36 protein-coding genes and 4 tRNA genes are annotated in these 19,814 nt (G+C 42.5%); 13 read left to right on the top strand and 27 right to left on the bottom strand.

Annotated elements, in window-relative coordinates; translation table 11 throughout:
* Positions 1-38: 38 nt before the first annotated feature.
* The 23 genes from FTV34_RS00230 to FTV34_RS00125 all read right to left on the bottom strand — a co-directional run bounded on the left by FTV34_RS00230 (position 39) and on the right by FTV34_RS00125 (position 12,730).
* Complete coding sequence (locus FTV34_RS00230; RefSeq protein WP_180068321.1) at positions 39-1,541, bottom strand: terminase large subunit; 1,503 nt, start codon at positions 1,539-1,541, stop codon at positions 39-41.
* 72 nt (positions 1,542-1,613) lie between these two features.
* Positions 1,614-1,955, bottom strand: coding sequence for a TerS protein (locus FTV34_RS00225; protein ID WP_257226068.1), 342 nt, complete (start codon positions 1,953-1,955; stop codon positions 1,614-1,616).
* Between the two features lie 233 nt (positions 1,956-2,188).
* Positions 2,189-2,521, bottom strand: a complete 333-nt coding sequence (locus FTV34_RS00220; protein ID WP_180068318.1) for an HNH endonuclease — start codon at positions 2,519-2,521, stop codon at positions 2,189-2,191.
* Positions 2,522-2,524: 3 nt separating this feature from the next.
* Positions 2,525-2,728: a hypothetical protein gene (locus FTV34_RS00215; RefSeq protein WP_180068316.1), complete on the bottom strand. Its 204-nt coding sequence runs from the start codon at positions 2,726-2,728 to the stop codon at positions 2,525-2,527.
* 311 nt (positions 2,729-3,039) lie between these two features.
* Positions 3,040-3,528, bottom strand: a complete 489-nt coding sequence (locus FTV34_RS00210; protein ID WP_180068314.1) for a recombination protein NinB — start codon at positions 3,526-3,528, stop codon at positions 3,040-3,042.
* 17 nt (positions 3,529-3,545) lie between these two features.
* Positions 3,546-3,896, bottom strand: coding sequence for a Gp49 family protein (locus FTV34_RS00205; protein WP_180068312.1), 351 nt, complete (start codon positions 3,894-3,896; stop codon positions 3,546-3,548).
* Between the two features lie 34 nt (positions 3,897-3,930).
* Entirely contained in the window at positions 3,931-4,206 is a 276-nt protein-coding gene (locus FTV34_RS17860; RefSeq protein ID WP_257226066.1) for a hypothetical protein, read from the bottom strand.
* On the bottom strand, positions 4,148-4,369 hold the full coding sequence (locus FTV34_RS00200; protein WP_180068310.1) for a hypothetical protein: 222 nt from the start codon (positions 4,367-4,369) through the stop codon (positions 4,148-4,150). Before FTV34_RS00200 ends, FTV34_RS17860 begins: the two co-directional genes overlap by 59 nt.
* A gap of 209 nt (positions 4,370-4,578) precedes the next feature.
* Entirely contained in the window at positions 4,579-4,899 is a 321-nt protein-coding gene (locus FTV34_RS00195) for a hypothetical protein (RefSeq protein WP_180068308.1), read from the bottom strand.
* 454 nt (positions 4,900-5,353) lie between these two features.
* Positions 5,354-5,848 carry a hypothetical protein gene (locus tag FTV34_RS00190; RefSeq protein WP_257226065.1) on the bottom strand — a complete coding sequence of 165 codons (495 nt, stop codon included), beginning with the start codon at positions 5,846-5,848 and terminating at the stop codon, positions 5,354-5,356.
* Positions 5,849-5,942: 94 nt separating this feature from the next.
* Positions 5,943-6,383, bottom strand: coding sequence for a hypothetical protein (locus FTV34_RS00185; RefSeq protein WP_180068305.1), 441 nt, complete (start codon positions 6,381-6,383; stop codon positions 5,943-5,945).
* A gap of 18 nt (positions 6,384-6,401) precedes the next feature.
* The gene (locus tag FTV34_RS00180; protein WP_180068303.1) at positions 6,402-6,632 is read right to left on the bottom strand and encodes a hypothetical protein; all 231 of its coding nucleotides are present in this window, start codon (positions 6,630-6,632) and stop codon (positions 6,402-6,404) included.
* A complete protein-coding gene (locus FTV34_RS00175; RefSeq protein ID WP_180068301.1) occupies positions 6,632-7,048 on the bottom strand; it encodes a hypothetical protein in 417 nt (138 codons plus the stop codon). The genes FTV34_RS00180 and FTV34_RS00175 overlap by 1 nt, the downstream gene beginning before the upstream one ends.
* Positions 7,041-7,550, bottom strand: a complete 510-nt coding sequence (locus FTV34_RS00170) for a hypothetical protein (protein ID WP_180068299.1) — start codon at positions 7,548-7,550, stop codon at positions 7,041-7,043. The genes FTV34_RS00175 and FTV34_RS00170 overlap by 8 nt, the downstream gene beginning before the upstream one ends.
* Entirely contained in the window at positions 7,543-7,893 is a 351-nt protein-coding gene (locus FTV34_RS17855; protein WP_257226061.1) for a hypothetical protein, read from the bottom strand. Before FTV34_RS17855 ends, FTV34_RS00170 begins: the two co-directional genes overlap by 8 nt.
* The gene (locus FTV34_RS00160; RefSeq protein ID WP_180068297.1) at positions 7,886-8,173 is read right to left on the bottom strand and encodes a DUF3310 domain-containing protein; all 288 of its coding nucleotides are present in this window, start codon (positions 8,171-8,173) and stop codon (positions 7,886-7,888) included. Before FTV34_RS00160 ends, FTV34_RS17855 begins: the two co-directional genes overlap by 8 nt.
* Positions 8,170-8,334: a hypothetical protein gene (locus FTV34_RS00155; RefSeq protein WP_180068295.1), complete on the bottom strand. Its 165-nt coding sequence runs from the start codon at positions 8,332-8,334 to the stop codon at positions 8,170-8,172. Before FTV34_RS00155 ends, FTV34_RS00160 begins: the two co-directional genes overlap by 4 nt.
* Positions 8,331-9,545: a hypothetical protein gene (locus FTV34_RS00150; protein WP_180068293.1), complete on the bottom strand. Its 1,215-nt coding sequence runs from the start codon at positions 9,543-9,545 to the stop codon at positions 8,331-8,333. The genes FTV34_RS00155 and FTV34_RS00150 overlap by 4 nt, the downstream gene beginning before the upstream one ends.
* Positions 9,542-10,918 (bottom strand): replicative DNA helicase, encoded by a 1,377-nt coding sequence (gene dnaB, locus FTV34_RS00145; RefSeq protein WP_180068291.1) that lies wholly within the window; start codon positions 10,916-10,918, stop codon positions 9,542-9,544. Before dnaB ends, FTV34_RS00150 begins: the two co-directional genes overlap by 4 nt.
* Positions 10,911-11,789: a DNA-binding protein gene (locus FTV34_RS00140; RefSeq protein WP_180068289.1), complete on the bottom strand. Its 879-nt coding sequence runs from the start codon at positions 11,787-11,789 to the stop codon at positions 10,911-10,913. The genes dnaB and FTV34_RS00140 overlap by 8 nt, the downstream gene beginning before the upstream one ends.
* Complete coding sequence (locus FTV34_RS00135) at positions 11,786-11,950, bottom strand: hypothetical protein (protein WP_180068287.1); 165 nt, start codon at positions 11,948-11,950, stop codon at positions 11,786-11,788. The genes FTV34_RS00140 and FTV34_RS00135 overlap by 4 nt, the downstream gene beginning before the upstream one ends.
* A 52-nt stretch (positions 11,951-12,002) precedes the next feature.
* On the bottom strand, positions 12,003-12,467 hold the full coding sequence (locus tag FTV34_RS00130; RefSeq protein WP_180068285.1) for a phage regulatory CII family protein: 465 nt from the start codon (positions 12,465-12,467) through the stop codon (positions 12,003-12,005).
* 65 nt (positions 12,468-12,532) lie between these two features.
* Entirely contained in the window at positions 12,533-12,730 is a 198-nt protein-coding gene (locus FTV34_RS00125) for a hypothetical protein (protein WP_180068283.1), read from the bottom strand.
* 131 nt (positions 12,731-12,861) lie between these two features.
* Between FTV34_RS00125 and FTV34_RS00120 the strand changes: the two genes are divergently transcribed.
* The 13 genes from FTV34_RS00120 (at position 12,862) to FTV34_RS00060 (ending at position 18,952) form a co-directional block, all read left to right on the top strand.
* Positions 12,862-13,542, top strand: coding sequence for a S24 family peptidase (locus tag FTV34_RS00120; RefSeq protein ID WP_180068280.1), 681 nt, complete (start codon positions 12,862-12,864; stop codon positions 13,540-13,542).
* Between the two features lie 123 nt (positions 13,543-13,665).
* Entirely contained in the window at positions 13,666-14,139 is a 474-nt protein-coding gene (locus tag FTV34_RS00115; RefSeq protein ID WP_257226057.1) for a hypothetical protein, read from the top strand.
* Positions 14,136-14,417 carry a hypothetical protein gene (locus FTV34_RS00110; RefSeq protein WP_180068278.1) on the top strand — a complete coding sequence of 94 codons (282 nt, stop codon included), beginning with the start codon at positions 14,136-14,138 and terminating at the stop codon, positions 14,415-14,417. Before FTV34_RS00115 ends, FTV34_RS00110 begins: the two co-directional genes overlap by 4 nt.
* Complete coding sequence (locus FTV34_RS00105; protein ID WP_180068276.1) at positions 14,414-14,920, top strand: hypothetical protein; 507 nt, start codon at positions 14,414-14,416, stop codon at positions 14,918-14,920. Before FTV34_RS00110 ends, FTV34_RS00105 begins: the two co-directional genes overlap by 4 nt.
* Before the next feature lies 1 nt (position 14,921).
* On the top strand, positions 14,922-15,842 hold the full coding sequence (locus FTV34_RS00100; protein ID WP_180068274.1) for a recombinase RecT: 921 nt from the start codon (positions 14,922-14,924) through the stop codon (positions 15,840-15,842).
* Positions 15,839-16,498, top strand: a complete 660-nt coding sequence (locus FTV34_RS00095; RefSeq protein ID WP_180068272.1) for a PD-(D/E)XK nuclease-like domain-containing protein — start codon at positions 15,839-15,841, stop codon at positions 16,496-16,498. The genes FTV34_RS00100 and FTV34_RS00095 overlap by 4 nt, the downstream gene beginning before the upstream one ends.
* Entirely contained in the window at positions 16,495-16,728 is a 234-nt protein-coding gene (locus FTV34_RS00090) for a hypothetical protein (protein ID WP_180068270.1), read from the top strand. The genes FTV34_RS00095 and FTV34_RS00090 overlap by 4 nt, the downstream gene beginning before the upstream one ends.
* A complete protein-coding gene (locus FTV34_RS00085) occupies positions 16,725-16,970 on the top strand; it encodes a hypothetical protein (RefSeq protein WP_131214555.1) in 246 nt (81 codons plus the stop codon). The genes FTV34_RS00090 and FTV34_RS00085 overlap by 4 nt, the downstream gene beginning before the upstream one ends.
* Position 16,971: 1 nt before the next feature.
* Positions 16,972-17,562, top strand: a complete 591-nt coding sequence (locus FTV34_RS00080; protein ID WP_180068268.1) for an HNH endonuclease signature motif containing protein — start codon at positions 16,972-16,974, stop codon at positions 17,560-17,562.
* Positions 17,562-17,903, top strand: coding sequence for a hypothetical protein (locus FTV34_RS00075; RefSeq protein ID WP_180068266.1), 342 nt, complete (start codon positions 17,562-17,564; stop codon positions 17,901-17,903). Before FTV34_RS00080 ends, FTV34_RS00075 begins: the two co-directional genes overlap by 1 nt.
* On the top strand, positions 17,896-18,285 hold the full coding sequence (locus tag FTV34_RS00070; RefSeq protein ID WP_180068265.1) for a hypothetical protein: 390 nt from the start codon (positions 17,896-17,898) through the stop codon (positions 18,283-18,285). The genes FTV34_RS00075 and FTV34_RS00070 overlap by 8 nt, the downstream gene beginning before the upstream one ends.
* Positions 18,282-18,629, top strand: coding sequence for a hypothetical protein (locus tag FTV34_RS00065; RefSeq protein ID WP_180068263.1), 348 nt, complete (start codon positions 18,282-18,284; stop codon positions 18,627-18,629). Before FTV34_RS00070 ends, FTV34_RS00065 begins: the two co-directional genes overlap by 4 nt.
* Positions 18,630-18,640: 11 nt before the next feature.
* A complete protein-coding gene (locus tag FTV34_RS00060; RefSeq protein ID WP_004782416.1) occupies positions 18,641-18,952 on the top strand; it encodes an AlpA family transcriptional regulator in 312 nt (103 codons plus the stop codon).
* Positions 18,953-19,013: 61 nt separating this feature from the next.
* On the opposite strand, the gene FTV34_RS00055 is transcribed toward FTV34_RS00060, so the two are convergent.
* The 4 genes from FTV34_RS00055 to FTV34_RS00040 all read right to left on the bottom strand — a co-directional run bounded on the left by FTV34_RS00055 (position 19,014) and on the right by FTV34_RS00040 (position 19,800).
* A tRNA-Leu gene (locus FTV34_RS00055) sits at positions 19,014-19,099 on the bottom strand.
* A gap of 384 nt (positions 19,100-19,483) precedes the next feature.
* Positions 19,484-19,568, bottom strand: a tRNA-Leu gene (locus tag FTV34_RS00050).
* Between the two features lie 40 nt (positions 19,569-19,608).
* Positions 19,609-19,682, bottom strand: a tRNA-Trp gene (locus FTV34_RS00045).
* Between the two features lie 33 nt (positions 19,683-19,715).
* A tRNA-Leu gene (locus tag FTV34_RS00040) sits at positions 19,716-19,800 on the bottom strand.
* Between the last annotated feature and the right edge of the window lie 14 nt (positions 19,801-19,814).

Raw genomic sequence — 19,814 nt, 5'->3', positions numbered from 1 at the left:
AAAAGCCCGCGTAATGCGAGCTTTGGAAAATGAATAAATTAAACAAAGTAGATGTTGTATGTTGCTTGTTTTGTTTCTTCAAAATTAGAAACACCACACGCCATCGCTAGGGCAACCATGGGGTCAATCCTATTTGTGGCTTTGGATTTATCCAACTTGCGACCACCAGCCGGGTCTTTGACCACCACAGCATTCGCGGCTGCCATGTTTAGCGCAGGGTTGTTATTGTGAACGATTCGAGCGTTTAAGAGTTGCGCCTCCAATGTATCCAAAGCGGGGGACATATCTTTAAATCCTTGACCAAATGCCACAAGCGGCAATTCCAGCCCTAGCTTGTCACATTCTTTTTTAAATACATCTATCCGCCATCGGTCAAACGCGATTGCATGCAGGATTTTTACATCTGATGCAATTTCACCAATGTGCTTTGCTACATATTCGTAATCCACAGTAGCGCCAGGAGTTGTAAATAAATACCCTTGTTTCACCCATAAATCATAAGGAACCCGGTCGCGCTTAGCCCGATCAACCAAACCTACCTCTGGTGTCCATACGGTAGGATATGTGTAGTATTTCCCACCCTTTCTACCTAAAAAAACACAAGCGGTTAAGTCGGTACGAGCTGACAAATCCAGTCCTGCCCACACTTCATCGCACTCATAAATTGGCGGCAATTCACCAAGGCATGTATCCCATGTCTGTTTAGCAATGAACGGTGACACAGTAGAAACACGCTGATTCAAATTTAGGTTCCTGAAAGTGTTTTCAGCACTTGGCATTCGACTAGCCTTTTCTGCTAATTTTTGCATATCAGGTTCCGATCTAAACTTACCTAGCGCTGGATTGGATAGCTTCCAAGATTTCTTGTCCAGAATATCCATTTCCATTGGGGTGGTGTAAAGGTGGCATACTGTCTTTGGATCTTCACCTTTTAGCGCGTCATCAATCCAGATACTCAGCAGGTCTGCATCGGTGGCAGCTTGTGTACTAATCACCATCAGTAGCGGTGCTTCATGTGCACCCTGTGCTGTCACCACAGCATCAACAAATTCGTCTTGCGGTCCTTTTACCTGTCCCGTCTCATCAAGAATTGCCAGAATAGGTGATAGGCCGTGTGTTGTTTTACCTTCAGCAGATAACGCCCTAAACTCTACGTTTTTTGCCAAGCCAACTAATGTTTTTGTTGATGGGATGATATGTACCAGATCTTGCAATGCTTCATTCAAGTTAATCATCTTCACGGCTAACTTAAAAACAATCGCCGCCTGATCTCTGGAGAGTGCACCACTTACAATCTGACTGTTTTGCTTTGCCTCTGGCCCTATCAGATGGGCCAATAATATTCCTGCAATTAATGCAGTTTTCCCATTCTTACGTGCAATACTTAATATTGCCGTATGTGTTCCATGCGGATTGTCATAAACATCTAGGATGAATTTCTTCTGAAAATCCTCAAGGACAATTGGCTGTCCAACGTGTGCACCCTCTGGTGCTTTGCAATATCTCTCGATAAAAGCAATTACCCGCTCACCGCGTGTCATATCTCACCTATAAGACGATAGGCATTAAAAAACCGCCTTAATGACGGTCTGATTTATGCGATTAGTTGTGTTTCAGCTTGGTCGAGCCAGTAAATCATCAGCTTCTTTAGTTTTATCAGCGGTCTCTCTACCTTTCGCTGCTGCCGAGTTTTTACCGCGCTGCTTGTCCGACTCTCCAACCGTTGCTACTGCATGAACTTGGATATGTTTTGACAGTGCGATTGATCTGCGGCTAAGTGTTTCCAGTAATGAATGCTTGGGGTTTAGGACAACCGTCCCGCGATCATTGGTTAGCGTGTCACCTTCCTCAAGAATCTCCTGCTGAATGCGCTCAATGTCTGCCTGACAACGAGCTAGGTTTGCTGCATGTTGCAGGTCTACCGTGTTCCAACTTTCCTTTACGCGCGCGCGCACGAGAGCATACCAAAACGGCATGTCAATATCTCGAAGTTGAACGTGTTCTGGTGGCGCAATATCCTGATCATCCACCAATTGCGTTTTGACATGTGTGCTGTCTGACCGCTTTCTTCCTGCCATGTGTTCTAGCCCTTAAAATCCCAATAGAATTAAAAAGATGGTACAGGGGCGGTCTTTAACTGAAACGATATTTTTCAAGCAGATACCCGCCCCATGTCTTTGATTCTATTCTATTTATTCCAATGATGATTGGGATTGAGTGGAAAGCCAGACTCATCACAACCAACAACAATATTTTGCTTTTCCTGTCTCTGAATAGTTGAGTCATGATGTAACTTACACACCGCTTGCCAATTACTCTTATCCCAAAACAAAGACTGATCACCCTTATGTGGAATGATGTGATTGACTACGGTTGCAGCCACAATCTTATTTTGTTCTTCACACATGACACACAAAGGATGTGACCTAAGATAAGACTCTCTGGCCTTGCGCCATCTTGAGTTGTATCCACGTTCGCTTGATGTTCGCTTATCGCTGCGCCATGATGGTGAACCACTCATACCTTACCCATCCAAATACTGTGACTTAGGCTTCTCATCTTGATCACCACCTTCCAACTGAATCAGCAGCTCATTGATCTGAGCGTTCTGTTCATTGTTGATCTGAATGAGTTGGTTGTTTTGCTGAATCAACTGGTTGTTCTGTTCTATTAGCTTTAGAAGTAAGTCGTTCGATGCACAACCGCATTCGTTCTTTTGATCGCTCATATTGTTTTTTCATCCATTTACGTCGTGCTTCACAGCCTTGGCATGTCATGTAAACCACCTTACTAAAGTATCCAACCACGTACTCTCACGAAGCTTGATAAACATCTCAGGATTGCTCAGGTCATCATTGCTGTGAATTGAATACACCCAGTACCATTTGTCTGCATAAAAGTCATAACAGAAAACATCTGCCGACCCATTGCTGCCGATGCGAAAATATTCACCATTCTTAATGAGTTGATGTGTGCAGAACTTTGGTCTGCGCTTCCACTTCCATGCTTCAGCAGTTACGTCGCGCTTCTTAAACATATTTAGCCCTCATAACACCACTTCAAATCATCCGGCACAGTCAAATGCACATGCAACTGAGTCACAGCAAAGTCATGCACATAACCCAAATACTCGGTCATCTGTTTCACTGTCGCCTTGGTTGTACTGCAAAGCCTGATGACCTGTTCACCGATAGCCTTATACTCATCTGGTTCGGTTTGCTTTACCTTAGCAATGGCATGACACATTTCAGCAAACTGCTGGTCATCTCGACGGTAGATATAAGTCAGGAATTTCTTCTTGAACTCGTAATGGAGTGAGTCTTCATCCTGACCAGTCTTTCTTCTAATCTCACCGATCCATTTCCAGTAAAGTCTGTTCTGTGCTGCTGACCGTTCATCTGGTGTTTGATTGATCCTCACCACCAACGGCTTACCCTCATTAATCGCCTGAGTGTAATGGGTATGCATGTAGTTAATGGCTTTAGTGATGTCTGCATGACTTTGAATAGGAAACACGGCTTTTTGCATTTCCTATCCCTCTTCAATTATTGCGCTTGATGTAATTTTTCTTTCAGTAAATAACCTTCTAGCATCCAGATTTTATCTCGAGCATTTTCATACGCGATTTTCTGACCAATGATTCGATCAAAATTTTCAGGACTTGCACATGCTGATTCACCAGTAACAGTGAAGCCGTTTTCAAGCGACAAAATGCAGATCGTTAATTGTGGTGAGCCACAAGTTTTATAATCATCTGCACAGTATGCAAGGTCAAACTTATCACCTGTAATGTAACGAATAGCCTTAATTTTTGAATCAATATGATCTGGTGTTAAGCGTGGTGCATTTAAGCCCTTGTCTTGAATTTCTTGTTCAATCTGTTTTTCGTTTGACATTTTCTTCTCGCAAAAAAAGAGCAACACGGCTCAGTTAAAAAATCTCTTTGTCTGTTTGATTCAACATCCGATCCACTCTCACCAACCACTGATCAAACATTGCTTCGCTCTCGACCCGATTACCCAATTGAAAGGTATCGAACTTAAAATGACAGGAATGGCATAGCGGAACGGTGAACTGGTCAGAAGCCTTAATCGATCTACCCTTACCATGCTTTGCTGAATTTGAATGAGCAGCCTGACTATGTGGATTACCGCACCGGATGCATGGCAGCTTTCTGATTGCAGCGAGTCTTTTTTGATTCCGCATTTAATTGTTCTTCTATGCCGTGGATCTGTTTATTTACTTTGCGAAGTTCGGCACCGCACATTTCTTTAAATGCATAGCTTGAATACAGATGGTTGTAATTCATCAATCGGCTGCGGTTCTTTTCAAGTACTTCTAAATTCCGTTTTGCTTCTACTGTGTCCATATCCACCACCGATAAGAAAAGAAAAAACCCCTCAACATCTAGAATGCGAGGGGTTTTGTTTGCCGTAATACGTCCGGCTAGAGTCACCGAAGTGACAAGGGTTTATTCATCCAGCCATTTGCCACACTTACGGCATTCAACCTGAACAAAAATATCAGACTCGTAATCGTAGTGGTGAAAGCAGAATAGGCGTTTTAGGAATTGGAGCATCACAACACCTCGAATTGATCTCCCTCATACACAAACTGAAAACCTAAACAGCGTTCATCTTCAGTTAATGACGGGAACATTGGTGATTTCTCTTTTGAGCAAATGATGGCGACACACTCAGCCCTGCACTTGTCTTCACGATCTACAGCAAGAATCTGCTCGTTATTATCTTCGTCTGGTAGTGATTCAATAACACATGGTGCCAAGTAACCAAACTCGTCAGCAATACCCCAAGCGTAATCCCATGCCTTATCACCTGCTCTAGCAATATGCACATCATTAAACTGGAATTCATTGTTTTGGTATTTGATTGTTTTCATGATTGGCTCGGTTATTTTTAGAATCTGATGCCCTGATCTTGCTTACACCAACATTTTTCAGGGCATTAAAAAGGATGTGGCGATCTGCCACACCCTTGCCTTAGATTACGATATTGACCAGCTCGGCAACTGATCTACCGCTACTCACAATCACACACACCTAACATGCACGGTCTGCTTTACTTGCTTTCAATCCTCTTTAGGTCGGGACGCTACTCCCTAGTCTAGATTCCCGAAGGAAGTTTACTCAAAGGCATGTTCCACTGGTCAGCACTCCAGCAGGGTAATTGTCTTTTTATGGACAACAAAAAAGCCCACCTTTCGATGAGCTTTAATCGCTAGTGTACCCGACTACTCAAGCGCACTATATCAGAAATCCTATACTGCGCGTTTAAACGAGTCAATACCAAACACATCAAATATATTAAATTTTTTCCGTATGGGCTCAATATTGCTAAAACACTCGGTTTGACCTGTAAAAGATTTCCTTGGTTTGTATTTGTATTTTTTTTAACAACCTCAATAACAGGGCTTCAAACTTATAAAGTTTCTTTCTATCCCTACTTTGAAGGCTCAGCACCTCGTATTCATAAGGCATTAAAGCTGGGAAAATAAATCTCTGCTCTATAGATTTGGTTGTTATGCCAATTTTGTAAAATTCTTCCTGACTATCAAAGCATCTTATAATGTAAATCATTGCGCCCTGATCCATTAGACTTTCTGTATTGCAAGATACACAACCTCTACCAGCTAATAGTTTTTTAGCCTTTGTATTTATCCACCCATGCCTAGGGCAGCGAACCCTTACCAGTGAATCAACATCCTTGTCGAACCTAACCTGCGAGAAATCATAATTAAAATCTTCATAGGTTAATTCCAAAAGCTTCATAAAATTTTGGTGACGACGTTGCATAGCTGAAGCTACGCAAGTATTATTGCGCTCAGTCATATTGTTACTCATCCTAACAGTGTGATTAGAGCCGAATTGGTATTTCCAGTACCCTTTCGGCTCGCTTGTTTATTATACCATAAATGCTTAATTTCTATTCAATTTTCAGTCTTTTATCATGTCCTGATAGATAGAATTTTCCTGCATATACCATGTTGTTTATCGAGCTTCTTGATAGGGTAAATTCTTTCTCCATCTGGCTTAATGACATCCCTCTCACATTCTTCTCAATGAATAACTGAACCGCACGCTTACCAGACTCACAAACCAAACTCGACTTATTAAAATCTACAATCAACTTCCGCACCTGCTCAGCCTCAAAATCATTAATCTGGCAAATAACCTGATCCTTACGTGGTGCCACCCCTTTGTTATTTTCAAGAATCAGCCAATAAATCTGATTTACCCCAAGTGAGTCCGGCTCATGTCCTGACTTCATACGTGAAATCTGGATGTATGCCCCATACTGCTTAAGCCAATCTTCAATACTAAAACGACCCCAATTCATCACTTCCGCCTTCACCATCGCATTCATCCCTATTCCCTCTTAAACTTAATTTAATCTTTCAACCCAATTGATAGGCTCATATGTGATTGGCAAACCACCACGACAAAGTAAATCTTCAACCGTGTCACACGCATGTACCCACTTTCGATCTATATCCATCATCAATATTTTTCCTGCGTACTGCTTGAAGTAAAAGGCACCACCAACCCATTCAGGTGCTGGAGCAAAGAATTCTGTTCCTGCTGGCGCATTGGCCTTAATTAAATTCAAATCCATCACTTCATCCCCCAAATCAGCATTCCCGCATCCCGCTGTTCCTGATTCGTTCTGCCTTGCCAACCTGTAATTCGATTAAAATCCTCTGCCTTCAACTTTGTACGTGTCGGCTTAACCAATACCACCGCTAAACCGCATTCTTTTGCCATCTCTGCGAGCAATTTGCCTGTTGCGTGGTTCTCCCCTACATTCTTGGCAATCTTCTCTCCTGCGGTCTTAGAATGCCCAAAACGGAAGTTTGATTTTTTATTCAACCAACCTGCCTCAATGACGACTTTCTTGATTTCATCTTGATGAGTGCGGAATAGCTCTACAGTTTCAGGAAAGGTTAAATTTTTAAGTTCCAGTGACCGTCCTAAGACAGCCACTCCTGATTTTTCTAAGTCTGGATCGATGCCAATAATCAGGTCAGTCATTGGCACCTCGCACAATACTGTCAATCTCAGCCTCAAGGTCGCTGACTTTCACAAGCACCTTGATATATTCCAGCCATGCACTAGATTCTTCCCATTCACCACCATGCTTACTGATATCAAAGTCAATTAAATGGGAAAGTTCTGGCTCATTCTCGGCTATTGCCAGAGCGTCTTTAGCAATATTCTTGACATATTCTCTGTTCTCGATGTGATAGAACTCAGCACCTTCAGGAACCGATTCAATTGCTAGGACTAAACTTTTTAAGTGCTCTAACTTCGATTTAACCTCATCAACTGCATCCACCACTTGCTCACACGTCCAACTACAACGAGCAGAAAGACCATTAACACCATGAAGCATGCTTGATATTTTCCGCATGGATGTTTCGAAGCGATCTTTTCTAACTACTTCACCACTTGCATCAAATTCCAGATCTTCTAGTTTTGCATCACGGAATTGAGGTAAACGAATATCTTGTTCCGTTACTGGGTTCTTATTCATAACCACCTCGCAGAGCTTGTTCTAAATCAGCAATTACATATTCAGTGGTAACTCGATGCCCCTTGTCGTATAAATCCATTTCCTGAAAACCCCTTAGAGATTCCTTAAGCTCACAAAGCACTTGTGAAACAGCTTCAACCTGCTTCTTCTTCTCGATATAACAAGTCTCCATGTTGTTGAGCTGGGCTTTCAGCCCCTCAATCTGCTTCTCACACTTCCGCAGGTCAGCATCCTGCATCTTGATTACTTCATCCATTTCTTGAATGGCGGCTTCTTTAGCCTTCACCATGTCAAATAATTCAGCCACAGTTTTAAGCACAGTTTCTTTGCTAAAATCAGTCATGAACAGGCCCTGCATAATTTGGTTGATATTTCTCAGCCTCTAAAGTCGCTTTAGGCACCTCACTGCTTTGGTTCTGGTAGTAGTGCTCAATCATTAAATCGATGTAGTGCTTCGCTTTCTCTAGATCCTGCAATCCATTCTTGCTTGCATGTCGGCACACATACTTGATTACATTGGCTTGGCAGTAGTCGAGCTGATTAGCCAAGGCAAACTGATAAGGCTGAATCACCATATCCTTGTAATGGCTTCCACCCACTTGAATATCACTTGCTTTCATCATTCCCCACTCCAAAAACTGTTTTCAAATTTTTCCGCTTCTTGCTTTTCAACCATTGCCTGATGTCGCTTTTCCCATTCTTCTTGTGCAGCCTGTTTAATTTCTGGTGATGCTGTATGGCTGAGTCTGATGTCGTTGAGTTCTTTTAATGATTTGCTTGTCATGCTGCTTGCTCCCCAATCTTTTGAGCCTGTTCACGCTTGCGTTTGTGATAAGCCCGGTTTGCTTCACGCTTGCAAAGAACGCACTTAGTTCCATAAGCTCCATGTGACATCACTCGCTTATGAAGTGCCATCCCATGCTTCTCGCACTCGCCCTCAAAATGCGTTTCACCTCTTTTCATAGCTTGTTTCATTGCTTCCAGGTTGCGATTTATACGTTTCCATTTTTCCGTGATTGGTCCGTATGACTTCTTGGCTCTATCAGACTCGCATTTGGTGCAGCGATGCACTTTTGCATGAACTATGTACTCAACCGGGCCATGCTTTTTGCATTCACCATAAAAACGTTTCTCTCCACGGATACGTGCGTCATTTGCCAGCATTCGGTTATTGGATAATTTTTGATTGTTGTACTGCTTCACCTTTGTGCTTCTACAACTTATGCAATAAGTCGTTCCTGAGTTGTAGATTCCAAAACAGGTTTCTTTTTCCTCTTTGATGCAGTAAGCCAGGAATGTTCTTTCGCCTCGTTGCACAGCGTCTTTTTTACGAGCCATGTTATGAATGCGGATAAATGATTTTTTATCCATTGCCATAAGCGCCGGCCCATCCGCGTATTCGAAGTTTTTAATAATTTCTTCTAGCTCATGGATCCTTTCCCATGTCAGCGCATATCTACCGATAATTGCATCATTGATTCGGTTCCATACCACACCAAACTGTTTTGCTAGTTTGTTTGTGTCACCAAAACGCGCTCTTGCTTTAAATCCTTCAAGCAGTGTTTTTTGTTTCTGTAGGCGTAATTGTCGATCCTGCTTTCCCCTCTCCTTTTCAGCTTTTTTAAGAGCTACGCTTTTTTGACGCTCTTTTTTGATTTGCTCGGCCTTTTTCTCACGCTCTAAAGCACGTTGCTGTTTAGCCAACTCAAGTTCGCGCTCACGTCTTTTTCGTTCCTCTTGCTTGCGCTGTTTAGCTTCAGCACGTTGCTGGCGTTTTGTAACCTCTCTTGCCTGGCGAGCTTCTGTGTTAGTAGCTTCAATTTTTGCATTACGTTCAGATTCAGGAGCTACCACCTTTGCACGTTCTTTTGGAATATTCCCATCAGGAAACTTTGTGAAACCCATTGGCAACTGAGTGATTTGGTTTTTAGTCAGCCAAGCTTCAACATCGTTATTTAATTTTTCAGATTCGATTTGTTTTTGATAAATACTCACACCCCACCCCCTGCGCTTTGCCCTACAACCTGCAACTGCGTGTAATATTCTGGACTCAAGTCACAGAAAGTCGCTCGACCTAAATCAGTCGCCAGGCGAACTGTTCCGGTTGATCCGTTACGTGCCTTACCAATGATAATCTCTGCTGTGCCCGCTTCTTTTGAATCCTTGTTGTAAACTTCATCTCGGTAGATAAACATGATGATGTCTGCATCCTGCTCAATGGCACCTGACTCACGAATATCTGACATAACAGGGCGTTTGTTAGGTCTGGTTTCCAGAGAACGGTTAAGCTGTGACAACGCAATCACTGGACAACCAAAATCTTTGGCAATCTTCTTTAAGCCCCATGAAATATCACCAATCTCCTGCACCTTGTTTCCGGTCTTGTCTGGTGGTGTCATGATCTGGAGGTAATCAACAACAATGGCGTTCAACTTGCCGCCTGTTTTCTGCTTAACCTTACGAGCTTCACGGCGAATATCGGCCAAACTTGGAGAAGCTTTGTCGTTAATGAAGATTGGACATTTTTTTAAGGTGTCTACAGCGCGGTAAATACATCCAGCACCTTCAGAATCAAACTGAGCCGAACGCACCTGCTTAAGCGGAATCTGACCCAAACCTGAAATCATTCGTTCCATGATCTGCTCTTTTGACATTTCGCCAGACATAAACAGCACCACTTCACCTTGATTCACTGCCAGATCCAGCATGATGTTCTGTGCAAATGTGGTTTTACCCATTGAAGGTCGTGCACCGATAATCACAAGGTCAGTACGGTCAATACGGTCTAACTTGTTGTCCAGCTCAGTGAACCCAGTTTTCACACCGGTTTTCACTTCAATGCCTTCATGCATTTTCTGGTGACGGTCAATGATGTCGCCCAACACGCTTTCAGCAATTGATTTCACACTGTAGGTCGCTTGCTGGTTTGATGTGTTATCCAGACCAGATACCAAGGACTGAACTTTCTCAAGTGCCGATTCACCTGTGTAGCTCAGCGTATCGTTCGCAATAGTGCCAATGTGCTTGCTTAGATCATGGATCTTTCTACGAGTAGAGAAATCCTTAAGCTGCTTGATGTGCGTTGGGATTAATCCAGGCACACCAATATTTGATGCCAGCTCCATCATGTAAGATTCATCAACCTGAGTTGCTTCTAGTGAATTGGCGCGGATACGCTCCCAGATAATTACACTGTCATGACTCTCGCCTTTGGTGTGCTGCTCTTTAATGTGCTGGAAAACAATCTGGTGTTTACCAAAATAGAAATCCTCAATTTGAACCTGATCGATGTAGTCGCTGACTTCGGCAAAGTCCATGAATGCAGACAGTAAAGATTGTTCAATCGGGGCAGAAAATAACTCAGTCATTGCTCATCCCCTTAAATTTCTTAGCCACACCTTTGAATACTGGTGTTAGTTGATCTTGTTGTTCAGGTTGAGTGGCTTGAGGATTTTCTAACTGCTCAATCTCAGCATTCGTCTCAGCCCAATTCCATGTAGCTTTGAACGACTCCCATCCGCGTAAAACGATAATCTGGAATACACGCTCATTTGAAAGCTTGGCTTCAATCGCTTGGTTGAAGATGATTTTCAAAGACCGGTCAGTAATGGTTTTGCGTTTCTTGTTTTTTAGATCAATGAATTCTTGAGCTGTTTGTTCAGATACACCATTTTCAATAAGAACTTTTTTAGCTGAGAATTTTGCTGCTTTGGGTGCTTCAGCGCCTAAATTAATATCTGTAGTATTCTCTGTAGTATTCTCTGAATTAGATGCTCCTTTTGGCACATTTGATTGTTCCGTAGCGCACATTTGATTGTTCCCAACGGCACATTCAATTGTTCCATTCGGCACATTCAATTGTTCCAAATGGCACAATTTAGAACCTGTAAGGGTTTCAGAGTATTCAATCAGTGCTTTATAAAGATTTTCACGTTCAACTCGGAAATAAACACGCGGCGGCACACCTTTTTTCTTTTCAGAAATAAATCCCAGTTCTTTAAGCGCCTTGCGTGCGGTGTGCTGTTCTTTTCTGGTTAGTCCAGTTTCAAGGGTCCATTCATGATGATCTTTATAGATCCATCCATCAGTGTCTTTTGTGCGAGAGGTCCAGTAAACCAATTGAGACAACATTAAAGCCCCATTTACCCCACACCCCAAAAAAACATAATGCTTATTAAATGCGATAGGTTGATCATTCATAGCTTCAATTAACCTGATCATTGGAAGTAGTTTGCTCATGCATCACCTCGCACGAATACGTACAATTCATGGCGGGCTTTAGCTACCAAGCAAGCGTTATCGAGGCTTGGGTTTTGAAGATTGGCTTTAAGGGCCTGTTCTAAAAGCTGTATTTTTTGAGCAAGTATTCTTTCTCTGAAATTTCGTGTTAAACTAGACATGTTTACTTTCCTTGACAGTTAGTGAACAACCGGAAAAGCCTGAGGTCGTAACTCAGGCTTTTTCTGTTTCTGGGTTATCAATACAAGCTTGGATTTGTTTATCCAGCTCAGCCAAAGCAACATGCATCTGGTGAATCACCCTTGACATGTCTTGCACCTCACCTTTCGTGATACGGCCATCCGCCATGATTTCGCGGAATAGGCTCATTACATCACCGCCCTTCATGCCAATGCACAGCACTTTGTCAGTCAGTGACATGTCGCGGCATTCAGGAATTTCAGGTAGATCAATTGCGACTTTTTCATGTTCAGCAGCTAAAGCTTGCAAGATGCGGTAGTCACCAGTCATAGCCATCATTTTTGATGCTTCTGACAGTGTTAAGTGGTGAGTGTCGGTATTTGGATTAACTTTGCTGTTTAGAACAGCTGGACTTTTAATGCCCATCCTTGGGGCTAAGGCATTTGCACCACCTGGGTAGTCATGCACTGTGCTGTATGCTGCATCCGTTATGTTCATTTAGTCTTCCTAAAAACGTATTTTTGTTTACACATCTGCTTAATAATTGGTTTAAGCAGTGTTGATTAAGCTGCATTGTTGTTTGGGGTGGTTGATTGTGGTTTTAAAAATAGTTCAGGGAATTCAAGTTTTACCTTTGCTGGAATCCCACGAACCGTCCAGTTTTGAACTCGCTGAATGCTGTAACCTAGTGAATCAGCGACCTTTGCAGGCCCGCCTAGATTCGCGATGGTTTCTTTATCAGCCTTTACTGAGATAGCCATAATTTAATTCTCAACATCACGTTAAGTATATGGTAAACACAGCGTTAAGTATTGTCAATTATTCTGTTTAACACAAAATGTTTACTTTTTTGGATAATAAGAAGGCTTCTTCACACCGGGTTAACATGAACATGCATCCATCATTACAACGACTATTAAAAATCAGTGGCTTAAATCAAGAAGAGTTGGCTAAGAAGATCGACGAATCTCCACAGACTGTTAGTAACTGGAAAAGACGCGGTGTGTCTAAATCGGGTGCGATCAAGGCATCTGCTGAATTTGGCGTATCGGTAAACTGGATTTTGCAAGGTGATGAGCAAGGTCAAAATGTTGAGGTAACCAAGGTTCAAGGATGGGATCATCAGACTCCACTTGATGATGATGAGGTTGAGATACCGTTTTATAAGGAATTTTTAGTGTCGTGTGGTTCGGGTACAGCTGCGGAAATTATTGGTGAAGCGACAAGAAAGTTGCGCTTAAGCAAAGCAACACTCAATAAATACGGTGTATATGAAGGAAATGCTTATGCTCTAACAGCATTTGGCAACTCTATGGCCCCAGTAATCAATAATGGTGCAACCGTATACGTGGATACTGGAAGAACACAAATCATTGATGGAAAAATTTACGCCATAAATCATGGTGGGCTATTCAAATTCAAATATTTATATCGCATGCCAAAAGGTGGGGTGCGAATTGTTAGTGCTAATACTGAAGAGTATCCAGAAGAGATATTGACCGCTGAAGATATTATGGAGCAGGAATTCTGTGTAGTGGCTTATGCATTCAATGTGCAAAATCCCCTTCCATAAAAATTAAAAAAATAATAAGCCGCCTTCGGGCGGTTTTTTTACGCCTATAAAAAACTTCACAAAAGTAGTAAACAAAAATAGTCCACAAAAAGTTAACAAAATTGCTTGACGATGGTACACGTCATGTTTACTATTAATTCACAGACAACAAAAAGCCCCAGCGTTGCGGTAACAACCTGGAGCATGACCCACATACTACCTGTGAGTGAAATTATTATGAATAAAAAACCTATTCGCTTCAACCCAAACATTACAGGGGCTTTGTTCCTGGGTATTTTGGGAACTCTTTCTTTAGGTGCTATGGCATTTGATTCAAGCAAGCCTGTGAGCTTTCAAGCTGAATCTATACAAGATCAGCCACAAATCAACATCGCTGCCCAATCGTACCAGGTGGAAAACGCAGTCTGCCACCAGTACTGCACAGCAAAAGTTAAAGCTGGTGAATATGACATCTACGTTGATTATCAGCTTGATGATGGCTCAGTCGAATTCCTAGACATTCTAAACGTAGTCCATTTTGACAAGACCATTAATGCATACATTGATCTTTATGAGATCAAAAAGATTAATGCTGCGATTGCTGGGGGTGGGAAGTGAGTATTTTTTATTTTGTTCCAGAACACTGTGAAGAAAGTCGCTATCACTTGGAAACCAACCATTCTTGGACACCTGATGAAATTTTTGAATCCGATTTAGCAAATAGCTTTGCTGGTGATTGTGCTCAAGATTATTGGGATAACCATGATGGATGGGAATCCAATTGGCCTTTGGAAATACATTTATTTGAATCAATGGAAGCTAAGCAGCCTTTCTATAAAGCAAAAGTAAGAATGGAAATGTCGCCAGATTTCTCTGCTGATGAGGTGCCAGCATGAACACTTACGCTCAATTCTGTGGATGTGGTGCGGCAATGCGACCTATTCATCACATCGGCAGCCAGTCTTTATTCCTATGCCGTGATGGTCATAGCACCAAGGTAATTGACTGCAAGGTGAATGAAGATTTCACCCGTGATTTGTACTTTTCAGACCTGCCAAGCTTTCAGGTGGATCTGGATATTTCGATTGAAGATAACGTGCTGACGTTTGGTTTGTATCGCCAGATTGGTGAAAACCTGTGGGCAACGGCTGATTGTTCAATGGCTGTATTACCTCACACGATGACGCAAATGCGTAGCTCGAATGGTGACATGCGATATGCCGAGCCGGTGGGTATTGATTCTTGGCTTGTGGTGAAAGATACACCTGTGACCTTGCTGGATGTTTGGAATTTTGAAGCTGAGGAAGGTCAGACATTTGCGCTGACGGATGAGCAGATTAAAGAGCTACAGCGTCTTGTGAATGAGTACGCGGAACAACTATTTGAAGAGGTGGTTTGAGATGAATGCACCAGTAAAAACAGAAAATCAGGTTGCTGAGCATGATCCTAAGTCGATCAAAGCTTATGTATCAGACGCAAAAATCCGCCAAAAATTTGAAGAAGTGCTAGGCAAAAAAACTCAAGGCTTCCTTGCGTCAGTTATGCAGGTGGCGAACCAACCACAACTTAAAGGCGCAGTACCAGCAACTGTAATCAATGCGGCAATGATGGCAGCAACGCTTGATCTACCAATCAATAACAATCTTGGCTTTGCTTACATTGTTCCATACAAGCGTAAGTTCAAAGATGCTCAAGGCAAGTGGTCTGAGTCTTTAGAAGCTCAATTCCAGATGGGATACAAAGGCTTTATTCAGTTGGCACAGCGTTCAGGTCAGTTTGCACGTATTGCAGCAACACCAGTATTTGAAGGTCAATTGATTTCAGCAAATCCCCTGCTTGGCTATGAGTTCGACTGGACAGTTCCAAATCAGGGTGAAGCTATTGGCTATGTGGCTTTCTTTAAGCTACTGAACGGCTTTACTGCTGAGCTTTACATGAGCACTGCTGATGTGAAAAAGCATGCAGGCAAATACAGCCAGTCATTCAAATATGGTTCTGGTGTCTGGAAAGACAACTTTGAATCCATGGCTCTTAAGACTGTGACCAAGCTGCTGTTGTCAAAACAGGCACCGCTTTCAATTGAGATGCAGACAGCGCAACTTGCGGATCAGGCGATTGTTCGTGATGTGGAAACCAATAGCTTTGAATATATTGACCATGATGAGAGTGTTGGTGCTATCGAAACCAAAATGACTGTTCCAGATGCTGAGTTTCCGGTGCTACTTGAGCAAGTTAAAGCAGGCGCATTCGAGAAAGACTATGTGCTGAGTGAATACGCGCTGACAGATGCACAGCGTCAAGCTGTGGAGGTGTTGCCATGAAGTTATTTCGCTGCTCCTCTCTGCATAAACTAATTGGTGATGGTCGCTCTAAAGCGGCTGTCATCAGCGATACAGCAAAATCAGCCATTCGTGATGTGGTTAAAGAAGATCTTTACGGCTTTCGCTCATTCACCGGCAACCAGTACACAGCCAAAGGCAATCTGCTTGAAGATGTGGCAATCGAAATGTCTGGAAAGATGCGTTTTCGTAAGCTTACAAAGCATGTCGGTCGGGTCAGCAATGACCTAATCACTGGTGAGTGTGATGTGCTGGATCCGGAACGCAAGCTGATCATCGACACCAAATGTACCTGGGATATTGGCACCCATCCTTTCTTTGTTGATGAAGCCATGGAGAAGGTTAAAAAAGCAGGCTATGACGTTCAGATGCAAGCCTACATGTGGCTGTATGAATGCGAAGTTGCCGAGGTGGATTTCTGGTTATTCCCTACTCCTGTTGAGCTTACAAAGGATTGGGATGATCGAGAGCAATTGATCGATATGGTTGAAGCTATTGATATTCGTGAGCGACTAACCACTGTAGTTATTGAACGTGATGAGTCAATCATTCAGAAGATCAAAGACAAGATTCCGCACTGTCAGGAGTATTACGCAAAGCTTATGGCTGAGCGTAGCAAGGGAGTGAAAGCAGCATGAAAAAACCAACTCTAGTCCATCCGCTCATGACTGAAGCATTCATTATCTGGCTGCTTAGTATTGGTTACAGAGCAACGGTCAATCAGCATGGCGTTCGCTTCTTTTGTGAAGTGGTGAATAAGAACTTTCCGCGTGATGTGGTGATTGCAGGCACTGGCCGATTGAATAAGCCAGCAACTCAATTGTTTGAAGAATTTAAGAAATATAACCCTTTTGGAGATGCAGCATGAGTACATTAAAAGATTTGAACAAACACCTGTTTGATCAACTGGATCGCTTGGCAAAGGCTGATAAGGATAGCCTGGATTCTGAAGTTAAGCGCGCCCAAGTCATTTCACAAGTGAGTGAGCAGATTGTGGATGCACACAAAACTCAATTGGAAGCTGTGAAACTGGTGGCTCAATACAAAGGCCTTAACTCGAATCAGGAAGCACCACAGATCGCAGTTGGTGATATGAATCTGGAGGTGTGATATGTCGAAAGGTAAACCGATCAAATACACCGAAGAAATGCTGATGTTTTTACGTCAGCATGAGGAAACGCCACGTGCTGAGCTAACTTGCAAATTTAATGAGAAATTTGGCTACAGCCTTTCAGTGGACAGCATAAAAGCAAAGTGTTTACGCATGGGGTTAAAGACTGGCCGAAGCGGTTGTTTTTCACCTGGTCATAAAACTTGGAATGCTGGAGTAAAAGGACTTACCAGTGCCAACTCAACATCGTTTAAGAAAGGCAATACTCCTTTCAACCACAGGCCGGTTGGTTATGAGCGAATCACTGTTGATGGTTATGTTGAGATTAAAACGGCTGAGCCGAATGTTTTTGAGTTGAAGCACAGGTGGATCTGGGAGCAACAACATGGACCAGTCCCTGACAACCATGTCCTTGTTTTTAAGAACATGAACAAGCAGGACTGTCGGTTAGATAATCTGATGCTGATCACCAGGGCTGAACTTGCTCGATTGAATCAGTCTTTTTCAAAGCTTGCCACGCCAGACACAAATGAAACGTGCATCCTGATGGCAAAACTTAAAGATAAAACACATAAATTGAAGGTGGCGTGATGGATATTCAAAGAAAAGCGTTTGAGTCATCAAACAATGTAAATCCAGATTGGTCTTTTAAGTTTGATGAAGAATTGCAGCAATATGTTGCCACTGATTTTGAAATGACAAATCAGGTTGATGAATTTAATGAGCACTGGGATACGTTCCGCGCTGGATGGGAAGCCAAAGCCCAAGCGGTGCCGGAAGGGTTTGTTTTAGTACCGAAAGAACCTACTCCAAAGATGATCGATTCAACGTGGGATTACTTTGAAGATATCGAAGGCATGAGTCACAACAAGCGCAATGAGTTTATCTACAAGGCCATGATTGATGAAGCGCAGGATCCAGCCAATGACTGAAATTCAACAAACAAACATTGCTGTGGCCAACTTCATCATTGATCAGTTGTATAAAGAGAAGCCTTTCAATTTGGTTTTGGATGCAGGTCAGACCGGATCTTTATACAGCATCGCGAGTGAGTCACATCACTTGCACAGTGACTTTGTTCGCAAGCTGGAAGCAACTTTAAGACAGCGTGTGAACAATGGTACTGGTGTGATTCTTGAGATTAATAGCAATGCTGACCTGTATTACCACATGCTGTCGTCATATATCGCGAAGCATGAACAACCTGCAAACAATATTGATCAGTTCATCCAAAGTGGTGAATTTGATAAGGCTTTTAAAGATGTGTTTGGGTTGCCGAGTGGTGTGGTGAAGAGTTTGGGAGAAGTGTCGTGAATAATTATACCTACCCCACTCATGAGCATCTTGAAATTGATATTGAAAGCGATGTGATTAATTTTCCAAGACGTGACTTTCAAAAGTGTCAGCACATACAGGTGGCTATTGACTCCAAAGCAATGGAATTGGTTTGCAAGCAATGCGAAGCCAAGGTTAATCCAGTTTTGTGGATTAAGGACAGTATTGAATATTTTGCTCGATTGCAAAATCGGATTCAGGAAGCTAGGGAAAAGTTGAAAGAGGATGAGGAGGAATTAAAAGTTCGATCTCGCACTCGTTGCCAGCATTGTAGAAAAATGACAGCAATCAATTTAAAGCATCACAAATTTGTAGTTTTGTAGGAGGTGTCTTAATGGAAGTTGGCTCAAGCCGATGGATGCCTGAGATTTTTGCAATGTTTGAGGAGCTTAAATCTCAGAATCAATATCTGGTTGAGAAAGTCGAGCGCCTGGAAGAAATTGTAGACAAGAAACCTTTAACACTAAATACCGCTGAAGCAGCAAAAGTTTTGGGATATTCAGCGGAATATGTGAGAAAGCTTGATCGTGATGGTAAAATGCCAAAACGTGTGTCGAAGGATGGACAGCGCTCTCGATGGAATCGATCAGATATTGAAAAAATGGCTAAATCTAAGAAAACCGGAAGACCGAGAAGCAACTCTTAAAAGTAAGGGTTGCACCAAATCTGCACCAAAGCTGTATAAGTTATTGATTTTATATAATGTGTGGTGGGGATAGAGAGACTCGAACTCTCACGCCCAGAAGGCGCTGCGACCTGAACACAGTGCGTCTACCAATTCCGCCATATCCCCGTGGCTGTGTATATTATAGCGATCGCATCTGCTTGACAAGCGATTCTATGATCAACTCGGTGTTTTTATATCAAAAATTAATCAGTTAATTCTTTGATGATTAAATACTGGCTTATTTTTAATAAAACCGCTTAATTTCATTTCTCCAATTTAAAAAATCAAGTTATTTGAAAGAGTGCTGAATATTAATTTTAATAGTGTTTAGATCAGCCAATTGATTGGATATTTTAAAGGACTTCCCTCTTCTCACCTTCACTGATACTTAGTTTGAGTATTTAAAATCTACTCATCGAAAGTAAGCGAATAATGAAAATGAGATTAAAAGATGGCTCAGCCTTAAATTCCAGGCAAAAAAAAACAAGGCATCAACCTTGTCTCTTTTGATGGTGGGGACGGAGAGACTCGAACTCTCACACCTCGCGGCGCTGGAACCTAAATCCAGTGCGTCTACCAATTTCGCCACGTCCCCATCAGGGTACCAACTTAGTGTTGGACTTTTTTTCAAACTTTGGCAGAGGATCAAGGATTCGAACCTTGACGAACGGTTTTGGAGACCGTCATGCTACCATTACACCAATCCTCTACTCGGCCATTTTACTCAATCTCTTGAGTAAATTGGTGGGGACGGAGAGACTCGAACTCTCACACCTCGCGGCGCTGGAACCTAAATCCAGTGCGTCTACCAATTTCGCCACGTCCCCGATGGCTGTGTATA

Source organism: Acinetobacter sp. YH16038, from assembly GCF_013417275.1.
Taxonomy (GTDB): domain Bacteria; phylum Pseudomonadota; class Gammaproteobacteria; order Pseudomonadales; family Moraxellaceae; genus Acinetobacter.
The sequence above is the reverse complement of the archived record's forward strand: the minus strand, read 5'-3'. Positions and strand labels throughout refer to the sequence as shown.